Consider the following 21,597-nt stretch of genomic DNA (forward strand, 5'->3'; position numbering starts at 1 on the left):
GCGTGTATCAGGACGGGTGTTTGCGGATGAGATGCCGGTGCCGTTCCACGTTCGGCACCGGCCGATCCACACGCACGTAGAGCCGGAACCGCTCATCGCGGTCGGCCGCACGCCGGCCTTCCCAGACGAGCTTCCATGCGTAGTTGAGCATGGGGCTCGGGGCGCTGAAATCGGCGGTGTCTTGCCGCAGCAGTACGTCGCAGTCCTGGTTGAACGAGAACTGCATGTCGGCGAAATAGGCGAACGAGGCAAGCTGCGCATCGCCTAGCCTAACGGGGGAAATGCAGGTGTAGTCGTCGGGCAGGTGCTCCGCGATTTGCAGCGCGACGTCGCGATAGGTGCGGCTGTAGTTGACCATGGGCAGCCACAGCGTCATAAGGAGCACCCACATCATCGTCGTGCCCGCACTCGAGAGCACGACGCTGCGCCAGAGGACCTTCGGATGGCGCGCGATGCGCCAGCGGGCGAGCGCGAGCCAGCAGAGCGTCGCCGCCACGGCACAGGCGAACGCCGGGACGGAAAACTGCGGCACGAAGCCCGGCACGAGGCGCGCGAGATTGTGTGCGAGCGGATGCGGAAAGCCGATCTGCGCCGCGAGCCAGACGAGCCAGACGAAGATGGCGAGGATCGAAAAGCTCAGCACCGCAAACCAATCGATCGCGTTGATCGCGCCGCGCTTGAGCATCGGCAGCGCGAACGCGGCGAGGGTTGCGAGCGGCGGCAGCAACAGGATATAGAGCCGATTGGTCTGGTGGCTTTGCAGCACCGCGAGAAAGAGCAGGGGCACTGTGACGGACACGGGAATCGCGATGTGCGGCTTGCGCCGCAGCCCACCCCAACTGACCCAGGCCCACAGCGCGAGCGGCCACGCCGGCCAGGTGAACAGCGGAAGGTTTTTGAACGCGTAGAGCCAGACATGGCCCGACGGCGCCGTAAAGCGGTCGATGCTCCCGTTGATCCATTCCTCGATGAACCAGCGTGCGTCGTCGGGATAGGCATGCAGGACGACGAGCGGCCAGGCAAGCGCGATCGCCACGGCGAGCGGCAGCCCGACGAGCGGCTGCCAGATCGAACGCAGCTCGGGAACGACGACGATCATCGCGAGCGTGCTGGCGAGGAGCGCGACTACGAGGAGCGGGTTGCCCGACAAAGCGAGCAAGCCAAGCGCGAGGGCCCACCAAAGCGCGCCCTGCAGCGGCTTGTCGGCGCCGCGCACGAGCCCGTACAGGAGCATGGCGACGCCCATGAATTGCGATAGTTGCGGCGTCGTTTCGTGGCCGCGCTCCGCAAGCCCGAAACAAGCGACGAGGATCAGCAGTGCGCCGTCGGCCAGCGTGCGGCCGAAGTCGCGCGGCTCGGGTTCGCCGCCGAACGCGTATTTGAACGGCTGTACTTCCGCGCGCCGGCCGAGCAGATAGGCGGCATACCAAACGAACGCGCACGTCGCGCAAAACAGCAAGCCAGTGGCGAGCCGCGAGGCGTCGCCCGCGTCGACCCACGGCGCGAGCGCGCGGATCGAGATGGCGCCGAGCCAGTAGCCGAGCGGCCCATCGTTGGTGATGAACTTGCCGACGAGATTCGGCAGCAGCCAGTCGTGCGCGTTGCCGCCGGCCATGGTCCACATGACACCGAAGCCCGCGGCATCCTCGTTCTTCCACGGGTCGCGGCCGAACAGGCCGAACGCCGCGTAAACGATGCAAAGCGTAAGCAGCAGCCAGCGCGGGAGGGCGCGCGTGGCGGATGCGGTTAGGCGAACGACGGGTCTCATTCAGGCTGCGGGTCTCGGACGGCGGTTGTCATGCTGATGGGCGTGGGCGCTTGGGCGCGCGCGATGCGGCATTGTAGTCGCGCCGAAGCTGGCCCGCCATGCGATGCGGTGGCCCGCGCCAATGAAAATGGGCAGCAACAGGCTGCCCATCTCGTAAAAAAGGGCAGCGTATTGCTGCCCTTCGATTCGGTCCGGCGTGAAGGCCGGGCGCATCGGTTGCCGTGCGTGATTACTTCGCGGCCTTGCCGGCTGCGCGCGCACCGAACTTCTTGTTGAACTTCTCGACGCGGCCAGCCGTGTCCATGATCTTTTGCTGGCCCGTGTAGAACGGGTGCGATTCGGACGAAACTTCGATCTTGGCGAGCGGGTAGGTCTTGCCGTTGTACTCGACCGTTTCGCGCGTTTGAATCGTCGAGCGCGTCACGAACATGAAGCCGTTCGACAGATCGTGGAAAACGACTTCGCGGTAATTGGGGTGAATGCCTTCTTTCATGGTATTTCCTTTGGTCTGGCGGTAGCCAACCCACGCTGCATCGCCGCGGACGATCACTCAGACGGAGCGAACCTAGCGACATGCCGAAGGCGCGAGCCACTTGCCTAAGGTCGAAAAACGGCGATTATGCCAGAAAATCAGACGCTTGACGAATAATTTGCACGCCATGCGAGCGCAGGCCCCGATTGCGTCGGTCAGAGCGGTACGTCTCGTGAGCTCGCATCGGCGCCCGTTCGGGTATCGATATCGGAAAGCACGCCTTTGCGGGCGGGGTCCTGGCGGTAATAGCGGGCCAGCAGCCGGTACAACTCCGGATATTCCGCCTCGAACGCACGCGGCTGCACGAATAGCGCTTCGCTGCAGACGGCGAAGAACTCCGAGGGGTGATCGGCCGCATACGGGTCGATCAGCGATTCGCGTTCGAAGCGCGCCCAGCGTCGGCGCGGAACGGCGTCCACGTGCGCGCAAAAGCGGTCATAGGCCGAATCGAAGACGTCGGCCCAGGTTTGCGCGTCGAGTGGGGCATGCCAGCGGCGAACGAGCGGCGGGTGGCCGTCGGTTTCGCCGGTCAGCATGTCGATTTTGTGTGCGAACTCGTGAATGACGACGTTGTAGGCGTCCTGTCCGTCCGTCAGTTGGGCGTCTTCCCACGACAGGATGACCGGGCCGCCTTCCCACGCTTCGCCGCTCGCATCGTGTTCGACTTCGTGCACGACGCCGTCTTCATCCTCGACCGTCTTGCGGATCACGAACTCGCCGGGGTAGACGGTGATCCCGACCCACCCCCGATAGAGATCGAGACTCAGATTCAGCACCGGCAGGCAGGCCTGCACGGCAATGCCGACGATCATTCGATCGGTGAGCTCGAGTTCGTGCGCCGTCGAGAATTGCTTCCGAGCGATGAACAGGCTCGTCGTCTCGCGCAACCTCGCGAGATCGGCGGCATCGAGATAACCGAGAAAAGGCAGGCCGTCGAGCGTGGCCTGCCATAGCACATCGTCGATCGCATGCTCACGCAGCGCGCGTTCGCGACGGCGCGTATCGAGCCAGCGCGTGAGCTTGGAGAGCATGTCGACGAAGGAGAGGCGGAAGCCAGCGGCCGATGCGGCCGCCTTCACCGTGCGCGTACGCGCGAAGAATGCGGTGCCGTAGCGTGGCCGCCGCGCTTAGCCGCCGCGGCGCATCAGGTCGAAGAACTCCGAGTTGCTCTTCGTTTGGCGGATCTTGTCGAGCAAGAACTCCATCGCTTCGACTTCATCCATGTCGTGGATGAATTTGCGCAGCACCCAAATCTTTTGCAGGATCTCGGGTTTGATGAGCAGTTCTTCGCGGCGCGTGCCCGACTTGTTCAAGTTGATCGAGGGGTACACGCGCTTTTCCGCGAGGCGCCGCTCGAGGTGCACTTCCATGTTGCCCGTGCCCTTGAACTCTTCGTAGATCACGTCGTCCATGCGGCTGCCCGTTTCGATGAGCGCCGTGCCGATGATCGTCAGCGAACCGCCTTCCTCGATATTGCGTGCCGCGCCGAAAAAGCGCTTCGGACGCTGCAGCGCGTTGGCGTCGACACCGCCCGTGAGCACCTTGCCCGAAGCGGGGATGACGGTGTTGTAGGCGCGTGCGAGACGCGTGATCGAATCGAGCAGGATGACGACGTCCTGCTTCATTTCGACGAGACGCTTGGCCTTTTCGATGACCATTTCGGCCACTTGGACGTGACGCGTGGCGGGCTCGTCGAACGTGGAGGCGATCACTTCGCCGGCCACCGAGCGCTGCATTTCGGTCACTTCCTCGGGGCGCTCGTCGATCAGCAGCACGAACAGGACGACGTCGGGATGGTTTTGCTTGATCGCATGCGCAATGTGCTGAAGCATGACCGTCTTGCCCGACTTCGGCGAGGCGACGAGCAGCCCGCGCTGGCCTTTGCCGATCGGGGAGATCATGTCGACGATCCGGCCCGTCACGTTTTCCTCGCCGCGCATTTCGCGTTCGAGCAGCAACGGCTTGTTCGGATGCAGCGGCGTGAGGTTCTCGAACATGATCTTATGTTTCGAGGCCTCGGGCGGCTGTCCGTTGACCTTGTCGACTTTCACGAGCGCGAAATAGCGTTCGCCGTCTTTCGGCGTACGCACTTCGCCTTCGATCGTGTCGCCCGTATGCAGGTTGAAGCGCCGGATTTGCGAGGGGCTGATGTAGATGTCGTCCGTGCTCGCGAGGTACGACATTTCCGGCGAACGCAGGAAGCCGAAGCCGTCGGGCAGCACTTCGAGCGTACCGTCGCCGAATATGGTCTCGCCGGTTTTGGCGCGCTTCTTCAGGATGGCGAACATCAACTCTTGCTTGCGCAAGCGGTTCGCGCTCTCGATCTCGAGGCCGTTCGCCATCTCGATCAATTGAGACACGTGCTGAGACTTAAGCTCGGATAAATGCATACGGAAATCCCGCCGGGGAAGGTGCGACGAAAAGAAATATGGGAGGAGAGTGTTGAGCGGAACCGCTCAGAGACTTATATGTCTTGAAGTCTTATGATTCTAGCATAGCACAGGCCGCGTGCGGCCCGTTCGTTCTGCTGTCTTGCCGCGCACCGGGCCTGTTGTCATGGTGCAACAGGCCCGGCCGGTTCGTCACAGATGGCTGTCGAGGAATGCCGTCAATTGCGACTTCGACAATGCGCCCACCTTCTGCGCTGCCACCGCGCCGTTCTTGAACAGGATCAGCGTCGGGATGCCGCGCACGCCGAACTTGGCCGGCGTCGATTGGTGCTCGTCGACGTTGATCTTGGCGATCTGAAGCCGGTCGCCGTAATCCTTCGCCACTTCGTCGAGAATCGGCGCGATCATTTTGCACGGGCCACACCACTCGGCCCAGAAATCGAGAAGTACGGGCTTGTCGGATTTCACGACGTCCTGTTCGAACGATGCGTCGCTGATGTGCTTGATTTGTTCGCTCATGTAAAAATACCTCTTCGGGTTCGGGGCCCGCGTCTGAAATTGCTCGCCACGATACACCAAAACGGGAAATCGTTCCGAGCGCTCGCGCCCGGCCGGACATGCCGGCAACGGATGCTGCGCTGGCTTCGCGGGACAGCTTGCGGGCCAGCGGGTGCGCTAGGCTCGCGAGGCTGCGGGTCGTCTAACTGTCATATTAGCCCAAATTGCTATGCGTCGTGCGAAGCGATAGCCGAGACACGCGCGCCGCCGCACGCGGGCGTTGGAGCCCGCGCATGAGCGGGCATGGGCGTGTATGGGCGTATTAGAGAGAGCGTAGGCGTATGAGGGCATAGCGTGACGAGCGAACCGCGCTCGAGCCATTCGAGACGCCGTCGCGCCTTAGTCGAAAGAATCCGCGGCCGGCGCTCGCACGATGCGCGAAGCGATGTTAGAATTCGCCGTGACGGGCCTCCTCGCATGGAGGGGCGGTCAACCTGGTCAGGTCGGGAACGAAGCAGCCACAGCCGTTTTCCACCAGTGCCGAGGGTCAGGCTCGTCACCTCGAATTCCCATCTCCTCGCGAAATCCCCCACGCGATACCGCGTAAACGCCTGCCGCACCGAATCGTGAATACAGGCAGGCGCGGCACCTCATTGTGCATCCCCGCCAGTGCCTTTCGCGGCGTTGGCTGCTCCCTGTTCGGCGGCGTCGCTCGCGCTTGCAGCCGACGACGGCGCACGGGCTCGGAGGCGCTGTTGCAGCTTCAGCAACTCGGCTATTTCATTCGCCTCGAGCGGGCGGTTCAGGTATTTCTCGGCGATCTGCCGCAGAGCAGGGTCGAGCGCGTCCTCAGCCATGATTCACTCCCTGATCGACCGGCGTTTGGAATAGTGCCTGTTCCGCCTGTCTGCGTCTGAGCAGGCCTGGAAGTTCGCGTCCGCCGGCCTTGTCCCAGAGGGGGAACTGCTGCGCCGCGCCCGCGTAGTCGCTCTGGTTCAGGAGGCGCAGAAGCGTCGAGCCGCCGAGGTTGCCGAGCCCCACGTTGTAACTGAAGCTGACCAGCGCCGAAAACTGGTTGGCGTTGACCGGCACTTTCACGAGCCCGCTGACGCCGTTTTCGAAGCGCGCGAGGTCGTCGATCAACAACTGCCCGGCCTGGGCTTCGGTGATGACCATACCCGGTTTCACGTCCGGGCCCGTGTGGCCGTAGCCGATGGTCAGGACGCCGACGACGTCGGCGTATGCCGTGAGGCGCAATCCTTCGAACTCCTTGATCAAATTGATACCCGCTTCATTTATTTTCATATTGGATCCCGTGTGTTGAAAGGCGAAACGAAGGCGGCCCGCGCCGGGCGCCCGCGGCCGACATCTGCGGCGCGTGCCGCTAGTCGTCCTGCATGAGCGAGCGGTGCCGCCCCCTACGTAAACGTCGTCTCGAGATAAATATGAAGGGCACGAAGCCTCTGACTGTTAACCTTGACAGCGTCGGATGCGGGGTTTTAGCCAGAATTTCGAAATATTGGGTAATAGGCGTCGGTATGCTTCGGTGGCGGCTCGGAACGAAATGGACGGGAAGTCGCGGATGCCGGAGCGCGCGATCCGCGGTTCGTCACGAGACGGGGCCGGCGTTGGCGGGCTTCGCCGCGCACTCGCAGTTGCATTGGCGCCGCGATGTTGCTGATACAATTTCGCGATGACCTATCAAGTTCTCGCACGCAAGTGGCGACCGAGGGATTTCGCTTCGCTCGTCGGACAAGAACACGTCGTGCGTGCGCTCACGCACGCGCTCGACGGCGCGCGCCTGCACCACGCCTATCTGTTCACCGGAACGCGCGGCGTCGGCAAGACGACACTCTCACGTATTTTCGCGAAAGCGCTCAATTGCGAAACGGGCATCACGGCCACGCCGTGCGGCGTTTGTCGCGCGTGCCGTGAGATCGACGAGGGCCGTTTCGTCGATTACGTCGAGATGGATGCGGCGAGCAATCGCGGCGTCGACGAAATGGCCGCGCTGCTCGAGCGCGCCGTCTACGCGCCTGTCGATGCACGCTTCAAGGTCTATATGATCGACGAAGTGCACATGCTGACGAACCACGCCTTCAACGCGATGCTGAAGACGCTGGAGGAGCCGCCTGCGCACGTGAAGTTCATCCTCGCGACGACCGATCCGCAAAAGATCCCCGTCACGGTGCTCTCGCGCTGTCTGCAGTTCAGTCTGAAGCAGATGCCGGCAGGCCACATCGTCGGCCATCTAGAAAGGATTCTCGCGGCCGAGCAGATCGTCTTCGAGCCGCAGGCGTTGCGTCTGCTCGCCCGGGCGGCGGAGGGCAGCATGCGCGATGCGCTCTCGCTGACCGATCAGGCGATCGCCTATTCGGCCAATCAGGTGACCGAGGAGGCCGTGCGCGGCATGCTCGGCGCGCTCGATCAGAGCTATCTGATTCGCCTGCTCGATGCGATCGCCGCTTGCGACGGCCAGCTGGTCTTGTCGATCGCCGACGAAATGGCGTCGCGCAGTTTGTCGTTCTCCACGGCGCTGCAGGACTTGGCGAGCTTGCTGCATCGGGTGGCCTGGGCGCAGTTCGCGCCGGCTTCGGTGCTCGACGAGTGGCCCGAGGCGAGCGATCTGCGCCGATTCGGCGAAGCGCTCGCGCCGGAGCAGGTGCAGTTGTTTTATCAAATCGCCACGCTTGGCCGCGCCGAGCTGGGCCTCGCCCCCGACGAGTACGCGGGCTTCACCATGACGCTGCTGCGCATGCTCGCGTTCGAGCCGGCTTTGCCGCCCGGATCGGGGCCGGCCGGGCCTGCGCCGAAGCGGGCCGGCGGGGCCGGTGCGCCGGCTGGCGCGGCGGGCTCCCGCGGAGCAGCGGTCACCGCGCAGGGGAGCCGAGGCGCCGCGAGCGCGGCCGCTTCGCATTCGATGTCGCCGCAAGCGGCGGCCGAGGTCCCGCCGCGGCCGGCTGGCATCGAGTCGCCGGCCGCACCGGTGCCGGCGGTACCAAGCGATCTCGGCGGCGTGCCGACAACGGCGCCCGTCGAACGAGCGGCGCGTCGGGCGGCTGACGTGTCCACGCCGAACGGGGCCGATGCAAGCGGCGAGGGTGCCGTGGTTTCGGCGGCCGGCGATCCGGCTAGCAATCCGCAAGCGGTCGCGGCCGAGCGGGCTCAGGAGCTCGGTCGCCCACCGATCGACGCGGCGGCGCGCGTGATGGCGGCCGCGCCTGACGGGCTCGAGCGTGCACCGCAAGCCGAGGCTCGGAAAGACGTATCCGCATTCGTGCCTGAATCCGCACGGCCGGCCGAGCCGCAACCGGAAGCGCGTCCACGCGTGGGCGGCGCGAGCGCCGCGCTCGATGTGCTGCGCAACGCGGGCCTGCGCGTATCGACCGATCGCAGCCGGCCCGCCGGCAAGCCTGAAGCGGCGGCACCGGTCAAGCCGGCCGCGCCGCGCGCGCCCGTCGTGGTGCCGACACCGCGTCCGCGCGCGAGCGAGCCCGAGCAGGGCCGGCCCGAGCGTCAGGCGCCGCCCGAGCGGGCCGCGGCCCCCGCGCCGTGGGACGACATGCCGCCGCTCGACGATTACCCGCCGCCATCCTCGGAAGACGACTATTTCGCGGGGCCGCCCGACGACGGATTCGTTCCGGCATTCGGCGCGGGGCCCGACGACGTGCGGCTCGGTGCGCGTTTCGACGCGCCGGTCGTGCCGTCGACGCCGGCCGTCGATCTGAGCAAGCTGCCGCCGCCGATCACGCTCGACGCCGTCGGTTTTTCGGGCGATTGGCCCGCGCTCGCGGGCAGCCTCGGGCTCACGGGCGTCGCTCACCAGTTGGCGTTCAACAGCGAGCTGACCGAACTCGACGGCGATGCATTCGCACTCAGCGTGCCGGTGCCGCAGTACGCGGACGCGGCTCAAGTGGCGAAGTTGAAAGCCGCGCTGGCGGAAAAGCTCGGCAAGAACATCGACGTGCGGGTGACCGTGGGTCCCGCTCGCCGCACGGCGGCGGTGCTCGAGGCGGCCGCGCGTGCGGAGCGTCAACGCGAGGCGGAGCGCGAGATCGGCGCCGATCCTTTCGTGCAGTCGTTGATACGCGAATTCGGCGCGAACATCGTGCCGGGCTCGGTCAAGCCGGTATCGCCCGATGCCGCGGCCGGAGCCGAGGCGCGCTGAGCGCCGAGCCATCGGCGGCGGAGGCATGCCGCGACGGACAAAGACAAAAGACAGGCTTTTCCAACCACCCATTCGCGGCATCGCGTCGATGCGACGGCCGCACGTAAGATCCAAACGATCCAAGGAGCACAACCATGATGAAAGGCCAACTCGCCGGGCTCATGAAGCAAGCCCAGCAGATGCAGGAAAACATGAAGAAGATGCAGGAGCAGCTGGCACTGATCGAGGTCGAGGGCCAATCGGGCGCCGGCCTCGTGAAGGTGACGATGACCTGCAAGAACGACGTGCGCCGGGTGTCGATCGATCCGAGCCTGCTGGCCGACGACAAGGACATGCTCGAAGACCTCGTCGCCGCCGCGTTCAACGATGCGGTGCGCAAAGCCGAAGCGACGGCGCAGGAAAAGATGAGCGGCATGACTTCGGGCCTGCCGCTGCCGCCGGGATTCAAGCTGCCGTTCTGACGACGTGCCGCGCTTAAATCCCGCATGTGATCCTGATCCGCTCGGCGAATTGACCGCAACATGGGCAACATGAAACAGCCATCCGCTCTCGTCGCGCTGGTCGAGGCGTTGCGCGTGCTGCCGGGCGTCGGGCCCAAGTCCGCGCAGCGCATGGCCTACCATCTGATGCAGCACGATCGGGAGGGGGCCGAGAAGCTCGGGCGCTCGCTGCTGTTCGCGACCGAGCATCTGCGTCATTGCGAGAAGTGCAATACGTTCACCGAGGCGCGCGTGTGCGACGTGTGCAGCGACGAGTCGCGCGACCCGACGCTGCTTTGCGTCGTCGAGACGCCGGCCGATCAGATCATGCTCGAGCAGACGATGACCTACAAAGGACTCTATTTCGTCCTGATGGGGCGTTTGAGTCCGCTCGACGGCATCGGTCCGAAGGAAATCCACTTCGACCGCCTGGTCAAGCGCGCGTCTGACGGGATCGTCAAGGAAGTGGTGCTCGCGACGAATTTCACGAACGAAGGCGAGGCGACGGCCCACTACCTCGCACAGACGCTCAAGGCGCGCGACCTGTCGGTGACGCGTCTCGCGCGCGGTGTACCGGTCGGGGGCGAACTCGAGTATGTCGACGCCGGCACCATCGCGCGCGCGATGCTCGATCGGCGCTCGCTTTGAAGAAGTCGAAGAAGCCGCGCGGCTTTATTTAGCCGCCACCCGAACGTTCTTTCCGAAAGGAGACGATAGCTATGAGCACATCGGCTGGCCCGCTGGAGGGCGTCAAGGTGCTCGAACTCGGCACGCTGATCGCGGGGCCGTTCGCCTCGCGGCTGCTCGGCGAGTTCGGCGCGCAGGTCATCAAGATCGAAGACCCGAACGGCGGCGATCCGTTGCGCAAATGGCGCATGCTGTATCCCGAAGTGGGCGGCACCTCGCTTTGGTGGGCGGTGCAGGCGCGCAACAAGAAATCGGTGACGCTGAATCTGAAGGCCCCCGAGGGCAAGCGGATCTTGCAGCAGCTCGCGCGCGAGGCCGACATCGTCGTCGAGAACTTTCGCCCGGGACTGCTCGAAAAGCTCGGCCTCGGCTATGACGTGCTGAGCGCCGAGAATCCCGGTCTCGTCATGGTCCGCCTCTCGGGCTACGGCCAGACCGGGCCCTACCGCGATCGGCCGGGGTTCGGATCGATCGCGGAAGCCATGGGCGGCCTGCGCCACATCACGGGCTACCCCGAGTTGCCGCCGCCTCGAATCGGTATCTCGATCGGCGATTCGATCGCCGCGCTGCATGCCGTGATCGGTGCGTTGATGGCGCTTCATCATCGGCAGGCGAACGGGGGCAAGGGCCAGGTCGTCGACGTTTCGCTATACGAGGCCGTCTTCAACATGATGGAAAGCATCGTGCCCGAGTACGGCGTCTACGGCGCGGTGCGCGAGCGCACCGGTGCCTCGCTGCCGGGCATCGTGCCGTCGAACACGTATGCGTGCAAGGACGGCAGCATCGTCATCGGCGGCAACAGCGATCCCATTTTCAAGCGGCTGATGCTCGCGATCGAGCGCCCCGATCTGGCCGACGACCCGGCGCTCGCGCACAACGACGGCCGAGTGCCGCGCACGCGCGAGATCGACGACGCCATCGCGGCTTGGCTCGCCGGCCGCACGATCGACGAAGCACTCGATGTCCTCAATGCGGCCGACGTGCCGGTCGGCCGTATCTATAGCGCCGCCGACATGTTCACCGATCCGCAGTTCGCGGCGCGCAAGATGATCGAGCACTTCAAGTGGCAAGACGGGCTCGACATCGCGCTGCCGAACGTGACGCCGAAGTTCTCCGATACGCCGGGCGGTACGCGTTGGCTCGGGCCCGCGCTCGGCGAGCACACAGACGAAGTGCTCGCCGAACTCGGCTACGACCCGGCGGCGATCGCCGGCTTGCGCGAACGCAAGATCGTCTGAGTCCTATGCAAGCCCCGGACGCGGCGAGCGCCGCGTTCGGCGTTCGGCCTATCGCACGGCATCGTCTGCGCTCGCATCCTCACGGCGTGATGACGATTTTTCCCGTCACGCGCCGCTGCGCCATGTCCATCAACGCGCGCGACGTATCTTCCAGCCGGTAGCGCGCGCTGATGCGCGGGCGCAGCTTTCCCTCCCGAAGCCAGCCGAGCAGCTCCCCGAACGCCTGCGCGTTGCGCTGAGATTCACGTTTCGCGAATTCGCCCCAAAAAACGCCGACGATGCTCGCGCCCTTCAGCAATGCGAGATTCAATGGAAGTTTTGGGATGTCTCCGCCCGCGAAGCCGACGACGAGATATCTTCCGCGCCAGCCGATGCTGCGGAAGGCCGGCTCGGCGAACGCGCCGCCCACCGGATCGTAGACGACGTCGGGGCCGTGGCCATCCGTGAGTGCGGCGATTCGTTCGCGTAGATCCTCGCTGTCGTAGCGGATCGTGGCATCGGCGCCGTGTTCGCGCGCGATGGCGAGTTTTTCGTCGCTCGAGGCGGCCGCGATGACGCGCGCGCCGATCGCTTTGCCGATTTCGACGGCGGCGAGCCCGACGCCGCCGGCGGCCCCCAGCACGAGCATCGTCTCGCCTGGACGCAGCGCGCCGCGATCGACCACGGCATGGTGCGAGGTGCCGTACGCGAGCGTGAAGGCCGCCGCGGTGGCGAAGTCGGCATCGTCGGGCAACGGCATGCATGCATCGGCCGGCGCGAGCGCCTGTTCGGCGAACCCGCCCACTCGAGTGAACGCCGCTACCGGCATCCCCACGCTTACGTTTGAAACGCCTTCGCCGATCGCCCGGACCACCCCCGCGACTTCCGAACCGGGGGTAAACGGCAGGGGTGGTTTGAACTGGTATTTGTTCTCGATGACGAGCACGTCGGGGAAGTTGACGCTCGCCGCTTTCACGTCGATGACGACTTCGCCCGGAGCGGGCGCTAAATCGGGCAGCGTGTCGACGACGAGCGTTTCAGGCGGTCCGTACTGGTGGCATCGAATGGCGCGCATGGGCTTTTCCTCGATTGAATGTGCATGGGCCTCGGCGTCGGCTCGTGAGGCATCGACGCAGTGTAGAGCAAGCAGAACGACCGTGCCTTTTTCGACGGACCCCGTCGAGCGAATCGCTGGCGAATCGTTGGCGAATCGTTGAATCGGCTATCGGAACGATTCCATGAGGATGCGGTCGCTCGAGCGCTCAGGCGCCCCCGGTCCTCGGTTACAATCGCCGGATGCGAATCCTACTGAGCAACGACGACGGTTACCTTGCGCCGGGTATTGCGGCGCTTTATCACGCCCTTCAGCCGCTTGGCGAGGTGACGGTGATGGCGCCGGAGCAGAACTGCAGCGGCGCATCGAATTCGCTGACGCTGTCGCGCCCGCTCTCGGTCTGGCGATCGGCAACCGGTTTCTATTACGTCAACGGCACGCCGACCGATTCGGTCCATATCGCGCTGACGGGCATGCTCGATCATAAGCCCGACCTCGTCGTCTCCGGCATCAACAACGGCCAGAACGTCGGCGAGGACACCCTCTATTCGGGTACCGTCGCGGCGGCCACCGAAGGCGTCATGTTCGGCGTGCCTTCGATCGCATTCTCGCTGGTCGAAAAGGACTGGGCTCATCTGGATGATGCGGCGCGCGTCGCGGCCGACATCGTTCGCCACTTCCTGTCTTGCCCGCTGCCTACGCATCCGCTGCTGAACGTCAACATCCCGAACCGGCCGTACGATGAACTCGGCGAATGGGAGGTCACGCGTCTCGGCAAGCGTCACCCGTCGCAGCCCGTCATCCGCCAGAACAATCCGCGCGGCGAGCCCATCTATTGGATCGGGCCGTCGGGCGATGCGCTCGACGCCAGCGCGGGCACCGATTTTCACGCGCTGGCAAACGGCCGCGTGTCGATCACGCCGCTCCAGCTGGATCTCACCCACACTCAGATGATGGCGGCCACGCGCGAGTGGGCACGCGCGGGGCGTCGCGATTCATGACGGGCGAACGTGCCAAGCGCTTTCCGCTCGGGCTCGCCGATCTCGAGCGCAAGCCGCGCGCGGCGACCGAGGCGCGCGCGCGTCCCGACGAGCGCGGGCGGGCGCGTGAACCGCTTGCCGGGCGGGAGAACGGCGCGCGCCGGATTGACACGTACGCGCCTTCTGCCGCCGAGAAAATGGGCGCGCCCAACGTGCCGCTCGCGAGCGCGTTGGCGTTGACGTCGGAACGGGTGCGCGAGCGCATGGTCGAACGGCTGCGAGGAAACGGGATCGCCGACACGCGGGTGCTCGACGCGATGGCCGCGGTGCCGCGCCATATGTTCGTCGACCCTGGCCTCGCGGCGCAGGCTTACGAAGATGCGGCGCTGCCGATCGGCCATCACCAGACGATTTCGAAGCCGTCGGTCGTCGCGCGCATGCTCGAGCTCGCCGCCGCCGGCCGCACGCTCGAACGCGTGCTCGAGATCGGCACGGGGTGCGGGTATCAGGCGGCAGTGCTCAGCCGCGTCGCGAAAGATGTCTATTCGATCGAGAGGATCAAGCCGCTTTACGAGCGCGCGAAGCTCAACCTGCGGCCGCTTCGCGTGCCGAACATCCGCTTGCATTACGGCGACGGACGTGTCGGTCTGCCGGCGGCCGCGCCGTTCGACGCGATCGTGATCGCGGCGGCGGGGCTGGATGTGCCGCAGGCGCTGCTCGAGCAATTGGCTGTGGGTGGCAGGCTCGTTGCACCCGTCGGCTCACAGAGTGGGCAGGCCCAGGTGCTCACGCTCGTCGAGCGCGTAGCACCCAGCCAATGGCGGGAGTCTCGCCTTGATCGCGTTTTCTTTGTCCCTTTAAAATCCGGAGTGATTTGACACCGATGTTTACGTTGCGCGCGATGCAAAGAAACAACGAACAGGCTCGGCTGACCGCCGTTCAGCGCGTTGTCTGTGTGCTTGCCCTCACAACGCTCGCCGCGTGCGCCACGCGGCTCGATCAAGCGCCCGTCGTGGATCGCTCGAGTGCGCTATCGACGGGCGGCGCGCCCGCGGTTGCCCAAGGCGCATCGCAGCCGGCCGTGCCGCTCGGCCCGCCGCCGCCCGGGTACTACCGCGTGAAGCCGGGCGATACGCTCTATCGTATCGCCCTCGAAAACGGCCAGAACTATCGCGATATCGCGACGTGGAACAACCTCGCGAACCCGAATCAGATCGAAGTCGATCAGTTGCTGCGCGTGGCGCCTCCGGGCGCGAACACGGCGGCGATGACACCGGGCGTGGCGACCGCGCCCGTGGTTGCAGGCGGTGCCGTCCAAGGCGCGCCGCTTGCCCCCGCGACGGCCGCCCCCGCCCCGGGCACGGCAACGGCGAATGCAGCCGTGCCGCCGATCTACGGCAGCGGCCCGGGCTCGACCGCGACGACGATTCCCCCGCAACCCGCCGCGCCCCCGCAGGCGAGTTCGCCGCTGGCCGAAGGCAGCGTCGCGTTCGCGTGGCCGGTACGCGGGCCGGTCCTGAACGGGTTCGACGACAACAGCAACAAAGGCCTGAACATCGGCGGGACGTCGGGCGAAGCGGTGAAGGCTGCCGCGGCGGGACGAGTCGTCTACGCAGGAAATGGGCTGCGCGGCTACGGCAATCTCATTATCATCAAACACAACGCGACGTATCTCACCGCCTATGCACACAACCGCACTTTGATGGTAAAAGAGGGGGACGCGGTGACGAAGGGGCAGGAGATCGCCGAAATGGGCAACAGCGATTCCGACCGCGTCATGCTGCACTTTGAGATCCGCCGACAGGGCAAACCTGTCGATCCGATGAAATACTTGCCGCCGCAATAAGCGATACGACCATGCCGACATCGAAGCGCCGCAAGCAGCAAGCCGAAACGGACACGCTCAGCCGCGTCACGCCCGACCTGGTGCACGACGCGGGCGCTTCGACGAACGAGCCCGAGGACGACGCCTCGGAGTCCGAAGCCGATCTGGAGCAGGAAGGGTCCTCGGAGCAAGCCGAGGAGGGCGGAGAGGAGCGTGAGGGGGCGGCGGCCGAGCCCGGCCCCGATCCCGACGATTTCCGAGCGCTGCTGCAGGCCGAGTTGACGGCCGACACGATCCAGCACTACCTGAACCGCATCAGCGTGAAGCCGCTGTTGACGGTCGAGGAAGAGCAGCGCTATTCGAGGCTGGCCAAGGCCGGCGAGTTCGAGGCCCGCCAGGTGATGATCGAGCGCAACCTGCGGCTCGTCGTGAGTATTGCGAAGGGCTATCTGAATCGCGGCGTGCCGCTGCTCGATCTGATCGAAGAAGGCAATCTCGGCCTGATGCATGCGATCGAGAAGTTCGATCCGACGCGCGGCTTTCGTTTTTCGACCTACGCAACCTGGTGGATCCGTCAGAGCATCGAGCGCGCAATCATGAACCAGGCGCGCACGGTCCGCTTGCCCGTGCATGTGATTCGCGAACTCAACCAGGTGCTGCGGGCGAAGCGGCATCTGGAAAAGAATTCGATGAATTCGGGCGAGGCCGTCGAGCGGCGCGACGCCAGCATCGACGACATCGCCTACCTGACGGGCAAGACCACCGACGAAGTCACGGACATCCTTGCCCTGAACGAGCATACGGCGTCGCTCGACGCGCCGCTCGACCTCGATCCCGCCAGCAGCCTGCTCGATCTTCTGTCCGACGATCAAAGCCAGTCGCCCGATGCCGAGGTTCAGCATCGCGAGTTGGAAACGCTTACACGGGCATGGCTGTCGCGGTTGTCGGACAAGCATCGCCACGTGATCGAGCGGCGGTTCGGGCTCAATCACATCGAGCCGGCGACGCTCGAGGAATTGGCTGACGAAATGGGCCTCACGCGCGAGCGGGTGCGACAGATTCAGCAAGAAGCCCTGGTGCGCCTGAAGCGTTTTTTCGCGTCGAACGGCGTGCGCAAGGACGCGGTGCTTTAGGCGTACGACAGCACGGCGATCCGAACACACGCAGTACCCTAGGTATCCATGATCCCGATTCTCGTATTCGACATCGAGACGATTCCCGATGTCGCCGGCATTCGCCGTCTGGACGATTTGCCCGATTCGATGGCCGACGCCGAAGTGGCGGACTACGCATTCGCGGCGCGTCGCGAAAAGACCGGCAGCGATTTCCTGCCGCACCATCTGCAACGCATCGCAGCCATCTCGTGCGTCTTTCGCGACCGCACGGGCTTGCGTGTGCGATCGCTCGGGACCGCCGAGGACGGCGAGGCGGCGCTGATTCAATCGTTCTACCGCGTCATCGAAAAGTACACGCCGCAACTCGTCTCTTGGAACGGCGGCGGCTTCGATTTGCCGGTCTTGCATTACCGTGCGCTGGTACACGGTATTGCTGCGTCGCGCTATTGGGATTTGGGCGAGGACGATCGCGATTTCAAATGGAACAACTACATCAGCCGGTATCACGCTCGCCATACCGACTTGATGGACGTCCTCGCAATGTATCAAGCGCGGGCGAACGCACCGCTGGACGCGCTGGCCAAGCTGTGCGGCTTTCCCGGCAAGCTCGGGATGGATGGGGGGCAGGTCTGGACCGCCTTCCGCGAAGGACGCATCGACGAGATCCGCAACTATTGCGAGACGGATGTCGTCAATACCTACTTGCTCTATTGCCGGTTCCAACTCATGCGCGGCGCGTTTTCGGCCGATGAGTACGCCGACGAGATCGCGTTCGTGAAGCAGGCGCTCGCTCAAGAGACCGCGCCGCATTGGGCCGAATATCTCGCCGCCTTCGCCGAACCGGCGATTGCCCCCGTCGATCCTCGCTGAAAACGTTGTGGTCGGGTGTGGCGTTCGTTCGACCGAGCTCAATCGAGTTCGAGCACGATCGGCTGGTGATCGGACGCTTGCGTCGTGCCGTCGATGTCGCAGCTTCGTAGCCGGCCTCGCAAATCTTCGGTAACGAACACGAAGTCGCACGTGATCGGCCCGGAACTCCACTGTGCCGTGTCATAGACGCCTGCCGTCGGCGGCGGCGTCGCGCCTGGATGCAGCGTCGTCCACGCATCGATGAAGCTAGGTGCGCCCGGCAGCGGGGAGACGAATGCCCGGTAAGCCTCGGAGCCGAACTCGCTGTTGAAATCTCCGCAGACAATCGCGCTCACGGGCCGCGACGTCGCGGCGAACGGTCCGGCCGCGTTTTCGGCCGGCGCCGGATGGGCCGCGTGATCGGCGGCTTCAAGCTGCATGCGCCGCAATTCGTCGGTCTGCGCGAGCCGCTGCTTCAGCGAATAGAATTCGAGATGCGTAACGATGATGCGGAGCGCCCCGCGTTTCGTCTCGACGACGGCTTCGAGCGCGACGCGCTGCATCGACGGCGAAGCGGCGTCCGCCGGCCAAGGCAGCGAATGGCGAATGACCTGAGACACCCGCAGTCTCGTGGCGATGGCATTGCCGAATTGACGCCGATGCCGCGAGCCGTCGAGCGGCGGCAGATCGGCGCCGATCGCACAGAGCACGGTAAATCCGGGCAGCGCCCGGGCGATTTCGTCGAATTGATCGGGCCCCGGCCCGCCCGGCAGGACCCCGAAGCCGCGCGTGATCTCCTGCATGCAGAGGATGTCGAAATCGGCGAGCCGCTTGGCGGTCTCGATCGTTCTACCGAGATCCACGCGGCCTTGGGCGTCGCGCCCCCATTGCACATTCCAACTCACGAGCTTCACGTTTCGCCTCCGTGGGATTGCGCCGTTCGTCTACAATCTCGCCTTTCGTCCCATGTCCGTCAGGAAGCCGCAGGTGTCCGAATCTCCCCGTAGTATCGCGCGTCGCCCCGCCGGCGGCGCATCGCAAGCCGAGCCCGTCCGTGCCCCTATTATCGAGATCGACTCGCTCGATATGGAGGCCCGCGGGGTGGGGCGCCTGACCACCGAGAACGGCGAGCCCGGCAAGGTCATTTTCGTCGAAGGCGCGCTGCCCGGGGAGCGCGTCACCTATTCGAGCTATCGCAAAAAGGCGAGTTTCGAGCAAGCGCAAGTCGTCGATGTCCTGCGGGCAAGCGCCATGCGCACGGTGCCGCAATGCCGCTACTTCGGTACCTGCGGCGGCTGCTCGATGCAGCATCTCGACGAGCGCGCGCAAGTGGCCATCAAACAGCGCGTGCTCGAAGATAACCTTTGGCACCTCTCGAAGCTGCGCGCGGAAACAGTGTTCCGGCCGATCCACGGACCGTCTTGGGGCTACCGGTATCGCGCGCGGCTGACCGTGCGCCATGTCGCGAAAAAGGGCGGGGTGCTCGTCGGATTCCACGAAAGGAAGAGCAGCTACGTGGCCGACATGGAAAGCTGCGAGGTGCTGCCGCCGCACGTTTCAGAGATGCTCGTGCCGCTGCGCCGGCTCGTCGAAAGCTTGTCGATTCGCGATCGCTTGCCGCAAATCGAGCTTGCCGTCGGCTCGAACGTGACCGCGCTCGTGTTGCGCGTGCTCGAGCCGATGACGCTTGACGACGAAGCGCACGTGCGTGCGTTCGCCGACGAGCATGGCGTGCAATTCTGGGTTCAGCCGAAAGGGCCGGATACGGCGGTGCCGTTTTATCCGCTCGACGTCGAGCTCGACTACACGCTGCCCGAGTTCGGGATCCGGATGCCGTTCAAGCCGACCGATTTCACCCAGGTCAACCACGCGATCAACCGGGTGCTCGTCGGCCGCGCGCTGCGGTTGCTGTCGCCGGCGCGCACCGATCGCGTCCTCGATCTGTTCTGCGGGCTCGGCAACTTTACGCTTCCGCTGGCACGGCTTGCCCGCGAGGTGGTCGGCATCGAAGGCAGCGAAGCGCTGACGACGCGGGCGCTGGCCAACGCGAAGGTCAATGGCGTCGAAGGCCGTACGTCGTTTGCCTGCCGCAACCTGTTCGAGGTGACGGCCGACGATATGCGCGCGCTTGGCACGTTCGATAAATTCCTCGTTGACCCACCGCGCGAAGGCGCCCTTGCGGTTTCGAAGGCGCTGGCCGAGATCGCGCAAAGCGGGGAAGGATCCCTCCCGAGCCGGATCGTCTACGTGTCTTGCAATCCGGCCACGCTCGCGCGCGACGCGGGGCTGCTCGTGCACGAGGCCGGTTATCGGCTCAGGGGGGCGGGCGTCGTCAACATGTTCCCGCATACGTCGCACGTGGAGTCGATGGCGCTGTTCGAGCGCGACTGACGATTATCGGGTGATCGCAAGCTGGCCGGTGAAAGCCGGCAGAAAGTTTGCCGACAAAAAAAGCCCCCAGGCATGCCGTGGGGGCTTTTTTCTTGCGTTTCCTGCCTTGATCGACGCAGCGCCGGCCCGTATGTGACGCGGGTGGGGGGGGGCGTTGCCGCCCCGCGCCGGTCGATAGGTTAGTTGCGGTTGCCGCCGAAGATGCCGAGCAGCGCCAGCAGGTTGACGAACACGTTGTACAGATCGAGGTAGATCGCGAGCGTGGCCGAGATGTAGTTCGTCTCGCCGCCGTTCACGACACGCTGGACGTCGAACAGCATGTAGGCCGAGAAGATCGCGATCGCAAGGACCGAGACCGTCAGCATCAGTGCCGGCAGATGCAGGAACATATTGGCGACGGATGCGAGCAGGATGACGATCACGCCCATGAAGAGCCAGTGGCCGAGGCCCGAGAAATCGCGCTTGCTGACCGTTGCGAGCGTGGCCATCGCCGTGAAAATCACGGCGGTGCCGCCGAACGCGAGCATGATCAGCGCCGGGCCGTTCGAGAAGTGCAAGGTGAACGTCAAGATCCGCGAGAGCATCAGTCCCATGAAGAACGTGAAGCCCAAGAGGAAGACGATGCCCAGCCCGCTCTGCTTCGTGCGCTCGATCGCGAACATGAAGCCGAATGCGATCGCGAAAAACGCGAGCATGCTCATCATCGGGCTCGTGGCCGCGAACAGCGAAAAACCGCTCACGACGCCGAGCCAAGCGCCAACCACTGTCGGCACCATCGACAGCGCGAGCAGCCAGTAAGTGTTCCGTAGCACGCGGTTGCGGATGGCCGCCGAACCGACGGCACCGCCGCGGGCGACGTTGTACGGATAGTCGTTCATGCTTTCTCCTAGCGTAAAAACGCACTCGAACCGGGTTTCGCTTTGCGCCGGCTTACTGCCACGCAGTTGACCCACCCGTTTCCTAAGATCGGTTCTATGAGCGCGAGTTTCAAGCTCCCTTTTGACTTTTCGGACGAACTTTCGTCCGAGCCAGGGATCGGTCGCAATCATACACTGGAACATGCTACAATTGCAGATTCGTTAGAATTCGTAACCCCTTAATTTTTTGGAGTTTTTATGGCGATCGAGCGTACCCTGTCGATTATCAAGCCCGATGCAGTAGCGAAGAACGTGATTGGCCAGATCTACAGCCGCTTCGAAAACGCGGGCCTGAAGATCGTCGCGTCGCGCATGGCGCAGCTCTCGCGCGCCGATGCCGAGAAGTTCTACGCCGTGCACGCCGCGCGTCCGTTCTTCAAGGATCTCGTCGAATTCATGATCTCGGGCCCGGTGATGGTGCAAGTGCTCGAGGGTGAGAACGCCATTCTGAAGAACCGCGACCTGATGGGCGCGACGGATCCGAAGAAGGCCGAGCAGGGCACGATCCGTGCGGATTTCGCCGACAGCATCGACGCGAACGCCGTGCACGGTTCGGATGCCGCCGAAACGGCAGCCGTGGAAATCGCATTCTTCTTCCCCCAAATCAACGTTTACTCGCGCTGATCGCCGGGTAGGACGTTAGCGTATGACGCTTGGCGCGGGCGGCCCGTTCGGCGAACCGGTTGCGCATGACGCGACCGCCGCCGGCGAGCCGCATTGAAACAGC

Annotated in this window: 21 protein-coding genes and 1 other RNA gene; 12 read left to right on the plus strand and 10 right to left on the minus strand. The window is 64.7% G+C overall.

All coding sequences use genetic code 11. The features are described from left to right. Nucleotides 1-7 precede the first annotated feature (7 nt). The 5 genes from DWV00_RS29310 to trxA all read right to left on the minus strand — a co-directional run bounded on the left by DWV00_RS29310 (nucleotide 8) and on the right by trxA (nucleotide 5,209). On the minus strand, nucleotides 8-1,768 hold the full coding sequence (locus DWV00_RS29310; protein ID WP_115537118.1) for an ArnT family glycosyltransferase: 1,761 nt from the start codon (nucleotides 1,766-1,768) through the stop codon (nucleotides 8-10). A 229-nt stretch (nucleotides 1,769-1,997) separates the two neighbouring features. Next, complete coding sequence (locus DWV00_RS29320; protein ID WP_115537167.1) at nucleotides 1,998-2,261, minus strand: type B 50S ribosomal protein L31; 264 nt, start codon at nucleotides 2,259-2,261, stop codon at nucleotides 1,998-2,000. 194 nt (nucleotides 2,262-2,455) lie between these two features. Further along, nucleotides 2,456-3,331, minus strand: coding sequence for a M90 family metallopeptidase (locus DWV00_RS29325; RefSeq protein ID WP_115537168.1), 876 nt, complete (start codon nucleotides 3,329-3,331; stop codon nucleotides 2,456-2,458). A gap of 96 nt (nucleotides 3,332-3,427) precedes the next feature. Next, a complete protein-coding gene (gene rho, locus DWV00_RS29330) occupies nucleotides 3,428-4,690 on the minus strand; it encodes a transcription termination factor Rho (protein WP_115537120.1) in 1,263 nt (420 codons plus the stop codon). 192 nt (nucleotides 4,691-4,882) lie between these two features. After that, complete coding sequence (trxA, locus tag DWV00_RS29335; protein ID WP_102647006.1) at nucleotides 4,883-5,209, minus strand: thioredoxin TrxA; 327 nt, start codon at nucleotides 5,207-5,209, stop codon at nucleotides 4,883-4,885. A 441-nt stretch (nucleotides 5,210-5,650) separates the two neighbouring features. Between trxA and ffs the strand changes: the two genes are divergently transcribed. Beyond that, an RNA gene (ffs, locus tag DWV00_RS29340) (signal recognition particle sRNA small type) lies at nucleotides 5,651-5,749 on the plus strand. Between the two features lie 89 nt (nucleotides 5,750-5,838). Here ffs and DWV00_RS29345 read toward each other — a convergent pair. Further along, nucleotides 5,839-6,045: a hypothetical protein gene (locus tag DWV00_RS29345; RefSeq protein ID WP_115537121.1), complete on the minus strand. Its 207-nt coding sequence runs from the start codon at nucleotides 6,043-6,045 to the stop codon at nucleotides 5,839-5,841. Beyond that, nucleotides 6,038-6,493, minus strand: coding sequence for a lysozyme (locus DWV00_RS29350; RefSeq protein ID WP_115537122.1), 456 nt, complete (start codon nucleotides 6,491-6,493; stop codon nucleotides 6,038-6,040). Before DWV00_RS29350 ends, DWV00_RS29345 begins: the two co-directional genes overlap by 8 nt. Before the next feature lie 388 nt (nucleotides 6,494-6,881). Between DWV00_RS29350 and DWV00_RS29355 the strand changes: the two genes are divergently transcribed. The 4 genes from DWV00_RS29355 to DWV00_RS29370 all read left to right on the plus strand — a co-directional run bounded on the left by DWV00_RS29355 (nucleotide 6,882) and on the right by DWV00_RS29370 (nucleotide 11,760). Beyond that, nucleotides 6,882-9,356, plus strand: coding sequence for a DNA polymerase III subunit gamma/tau (locus DWV00_RS29355; RefSeq protein ID WP_115537123.1), 2,475 nt, complete (start codon nucleotides 6,882-6,884; stop codon nucleotides 9,354-9,356). Between the two features lie 134 nt (nucleotides 9,357-9,490). Further along, nucleotides 9,491-9,817, plus strand: a complete 327-nt coding sequence (locus DWV00_RS29360) for a YbaB/EbfC family nucleoid-associated protein (protein WP_102646965.1) — start codon at nucleotides 9,491-9,493, stop codon at nucleotides 9,815-9,817. Between the two features lie 69 nt (nucleotides 9,818-9,886). Then, the gene (gene recR, locus DWV00_RS29365) at nucleotides 9,887-10,483 is read left to right on the plus strand and encodes a recombination mediator RecR (protein ID WP_115537169.1); all 597 of its coding nucleotides are present in this window, start codon (nucleotides 9,887-9,889) and stop codon (nucleotides 10,481-10,483) included. Between the two features lie 71 nt (nucleotides 10,484-10,554). Continuing rightward, a complete protein-coding gene (locus tag DWV00_RS29370) occupies nucleotides 10,555-11,760 on the plus strand; it encodes a CaiB/BaiF CoA transferase family protein (protein WP_115537124.1) in 1,206 nt (401 codons plus the stop codon). A gap of 79 nt (nucleotides 11,761-11,839) precedes the next feature. Here DWV00_RS29370 and DWV00_RS29375 read toward each other — a convergent pair whose 3' ends face one another. Beyond that, complete coding sequence (locus DWV00_RS29375; protein WP_115537125.1) at nucleotides 11,840-12,814, minus strand: NADPH:quinone oxidoreductase family protein; 975 nt, start codon at nucleotides 12,812-12,814, stop codon at nucleotides 11,840-11,842. Nucleotides 12,815-13,035: 221 nt separating this feature from the next. On the opposite strand from DWV00_RS29375, the gene surE reads away from it, so the two are divergent. Genes surE through DWV00_RS29400 form a run of 5 tightly spaced genes read left to right on the plus strand, consistent with a single transcriptional unit; the run spans nucleotide 13,036 to nucleotide 17,583 of the window. After that, nucleotides 13,036-13,794: a 5'/3'-nucleotidase SurE gene (surE, locus tag DWV00_RS29380; protein ID WP_115537126.1), complete on the plus strand. Its 759-nt coding sequence runs from the start codon at nucleotides 13,036-13,038 to the stop codon at nucleotides 13,792-13,794. Beyond that, on the plus strand, nucleotides 13,791-14,651 hold the full coding sequence (locus tag DWV00_RS29385) for a protein-L-isoaspartate(D-aspartate) O-methyltransferase (protein WP_115537170.1): 861 nt from the start codon (nucleotides 13,791-13,793) through the stop codon (nucleotides 14,649-14,651). The genes surE and DWV00_RS29385 overlap by 4 nt, the downstream gene beginning before the upstream one ends. A gap of 5 nt (nucleotides 14,652-14,656) precedes the next feature. Next, nucleotides 14,657-15,619: a peptidoglycan DD-metalloendopeptidase family protein gene (locus DWV00_RS29390; protein WP_115537127.1), complete on the plus strand. Its 963-nt coding sequence runs from the start codon at nucleotides 14,657-14,659 to the stop codon at nucleotides 15,617-15,619. Nucleotides 15,620-15,630: 11 nt separating this feature from the next. Next, entirely contained in the window at nucleotides 15,631-16,731 is a 1,101-nt protein-coding gene (gene rpoS, locus DWV00_RS29395) for an RNA polymerase sigma factor RpoS (RefSeq protein ID WP_115537128.1), read from the plus strand. Nucleotides 16,732-16,779: 48 nt separating this feature from the next. After that, nucleotides 16,780-17,583 carry a 3'-5' exonuclease gene (locus DWV00_RS29400; RefSeq protein WP_115537129.1) on the plus strand — a complete coding sequence of 268 codons (804 nt, stop codon included), beginning with the start codon at nucleotides 16,780-16,782 and terminating at the stop codon, nucleotides 17,581-17,583. Nucleotides 17,584-17,621: 38 nt separating this feature from the next. On the opposite strand, the gene DWV00_RS29405 is transcribed toward DWV00_RS29400, so the two are convergent. Beyond that, complete coding sequence (locus DWV00_RS29405) at nucleotides 17,622-18,476, minus strand: endonuclease/exonuclease/phosphatase family protein (RefSeq protein WP_115537130.1); 855 nt, start codon at nucleotides 18,474-18,476, stop codon at nucleotides 17,622-17,624. Between the two features lie 172 nt (nucleotides 18,477-18,648). Between DWV00_RS29405 and rlmD the strand changes: the two genes are divergently transcribed. After that, nucleotides 18,649-19,953, plus strand: coding sequence for a 23S rRNA (uracil(1939)-C(5))-methyltransferase RlmD (rlmD, locus tag DWV00_RS29410; protein WP_425452855.1), 1,305 nt, complete (start codon nucleotides 18,649-18,651; stop codon nucleotides 19,951-19,953). A gap of 179 nt (nucleotides 19,954-20,132) precedes the next feature. Here the strand turns inward: rlmD and DWV00_RS29415 are convergent, their stop codons facing one another. Further along, on the minus strand, nucleotides 20,133-20,831 hold the full coding sequence (locus DWV00_RS29415) for a Bax inhibitor-1/YccA family protein (protein WP_115537131.1): 699 nt from the start codon (nucleotides 20,829-20,831) through the stop codon (nucleotides 20,133-20,135). A gap of 237 nt (nucleotides 20,832-21,068) precedes the next feature. Here DWV00_RS29415 and ndk point away from each other — a divergent pair, with 237 nt between their 5' ends. Further along, nucleotides 21,069-21,494 carry a nucleoside-diphosphate kinase gene (ndk, locus tag DWV00_RS29420; protein WP_115537132.1) on the plus strand — a complete coding sequence of 142 codons (426 nt, stop codon included), beginning with the start codon at nucleotides 21,069-21,071 and terminating at the stop codon, nucleotides 21,492-21,494. Nucleotides 21,495-21,597: the final 103 nt, after the last annotated feature.

Source organism: Trinickia dinghuensis (genome assembly GCF_003367175.1).
Lineage (GTDB): Bacteria > Pseudomonadota > Gammaproteobacteria > Burkholderiales > Burkholderiaceae > Trinickia > Trinickia dinghuensis.

What these genes read in the sequence shown, in the direction of transcription:
- ndk (WP_115537132.1), top strand. Translation starts at nt 21,069, where the DNA reads ATGGCGATCGAGCGTACCCTGTCGATTATCAAGCCCGATGCAGTAGCG.
- DWV00_RS29385 (WP_115537170.1), top strand. Translation starts at nt 13,791, where the DNA reads ATGACGGGCGAACGTGCCAAGCGCTTTCCGCTCGGGCTCGCCGATCTC.
- DWV00_RS29375 (WP_115537125.1), bottom strand. Translation starts at nt 12,814, where the DNA reads ATGCGCGCCATTCGATGCCACCAGTACGGACCGCCTGAAACGCTCGTC.
- DWV00_RS29415 (WP_115537131.1), bottom strand. Translation starts at nt 20,831, where the DNA reads ATGAACGACTATCCGTACAACGTCGCCCGCGGCGGTGCCGTCGGTTCG.
- DWV00_RS29350 (WP_115537122.1), bottom strand. Translation starts at nt 6,493, where the DNA reads ATGAAAATAAATGAAGCGGGTATCAATTTGATCAAGGAGTTCGAAGGA.
- DWV00_RS29400 (WP_115537129.1), top strand. Translation starts at nt 16,780, where the DNA reads ATGATCCCGATTCTCGTATTCGACATCGAGACGATTCCCGATGTCGCC.
- rpoS (WP_115537128.1), top strand. Translation starts at nt 15,631, where the DNA reads ATGCCGACATCGAAGCGCCGCAAGCAGCAAGCCGAAACGGACACGCTC.
- rho (WP_115537120.1), bottom strand. Translation starts at nt 4,690, where the DNA reads ATGCATTTATCCGAGCTTAAGTCTCAGCACGTGTCTCAATTGATCGAG.
- DWV00_RS29370 (WP_115537124.1), top strand. Translation starts at nt 10,555, where the DNA reads ATGAGCACATCGGCTGGCCCGCTGGAGGGCGTCAAGGTGCTCGAACTC.
- DWV00_RS29325 (WP_115537168.1), bottom strand. Translation starts at nt 3,331, where the DNA reads ATGCTCTCCAAGCTCACGCGCTGGCTCGATACGCGCCGTCGCGAACGC.
- trxA (WP_102647006.1), bottom strand. Translation starts at nt 5,209, where the DNA reads ATGAGCGAACAAATCAAGCACATCAGCGACGCATCGTTCGAACAGGAC.
- DWV00_RS29345 (WP_115537121.1), bottom strand. Translation starts at nt 6,045, where the DNA reads ATGGCTGAGGACGCGCTCGACCCTGCTCTGCGGCAGATCGCCGAGAAA.
- recR (WP_115537169.1), top strand. Translation starts at nt 9,887, where the DNA reads ATGAAACAGCCATCCGCTCTCGTCGCGCTGGTCGAGGCGTTGCGCGTG.
- rlmD (WP_425452855.1), top strand. Translation starts at nt 18,649, where the DNA reads ATGGAGGCCCGCGGGGTGGGGCGCCTGACCACCGAGAACGGCGAGCCC.
- DWV00_RS29355 (WP_115537123.1), top strand. Translation starts at nt 6,882, where the DNA reads ATGACCTATCAAGTTCTCGCACGCAAGTGGCGACCGAGGGATTTCGCT.
- DWV00_RS29320 (WP_115537167.1), bottom strand. Translation starts at nt 2,261, where the DNA reads ATGAAAGAAGGCATTCACCCCAATTACCGCGAAGTCGTTTTCCACGAT.
- DWV00_RS29310 (WP_115537118.1), bottom strand. Translation starts at nt 1,768, where the DNA reads ATGAGACCCGTCGTTCGCCTAACCGCATCCGCCACGCGCGCCCTCCCG.
- surE (WP_115537126.1), top strand. Translation starts at nt 13,036, where the DNA reads ATGCGAATCCTACTGAGCAACGACGACGGTTACCTTGCGCCGGGTATT.
- DWV00_RS29390 (WP_115537127.1), top strand. Translation starts at nt 14,657, where the DNA reads ATGTTTACGTTGCGCGCGATGCAAAGAAACAACGAACAGGCTCGGCTG.
- DWV00_RS29360 (WP_102646965.1), top strand. Translation starts at nt 9,491, where the DNA reads ATGATGAAAGGCCAACTCGCCGGGCTCATGAAGCAAGCCCAGCAGATG.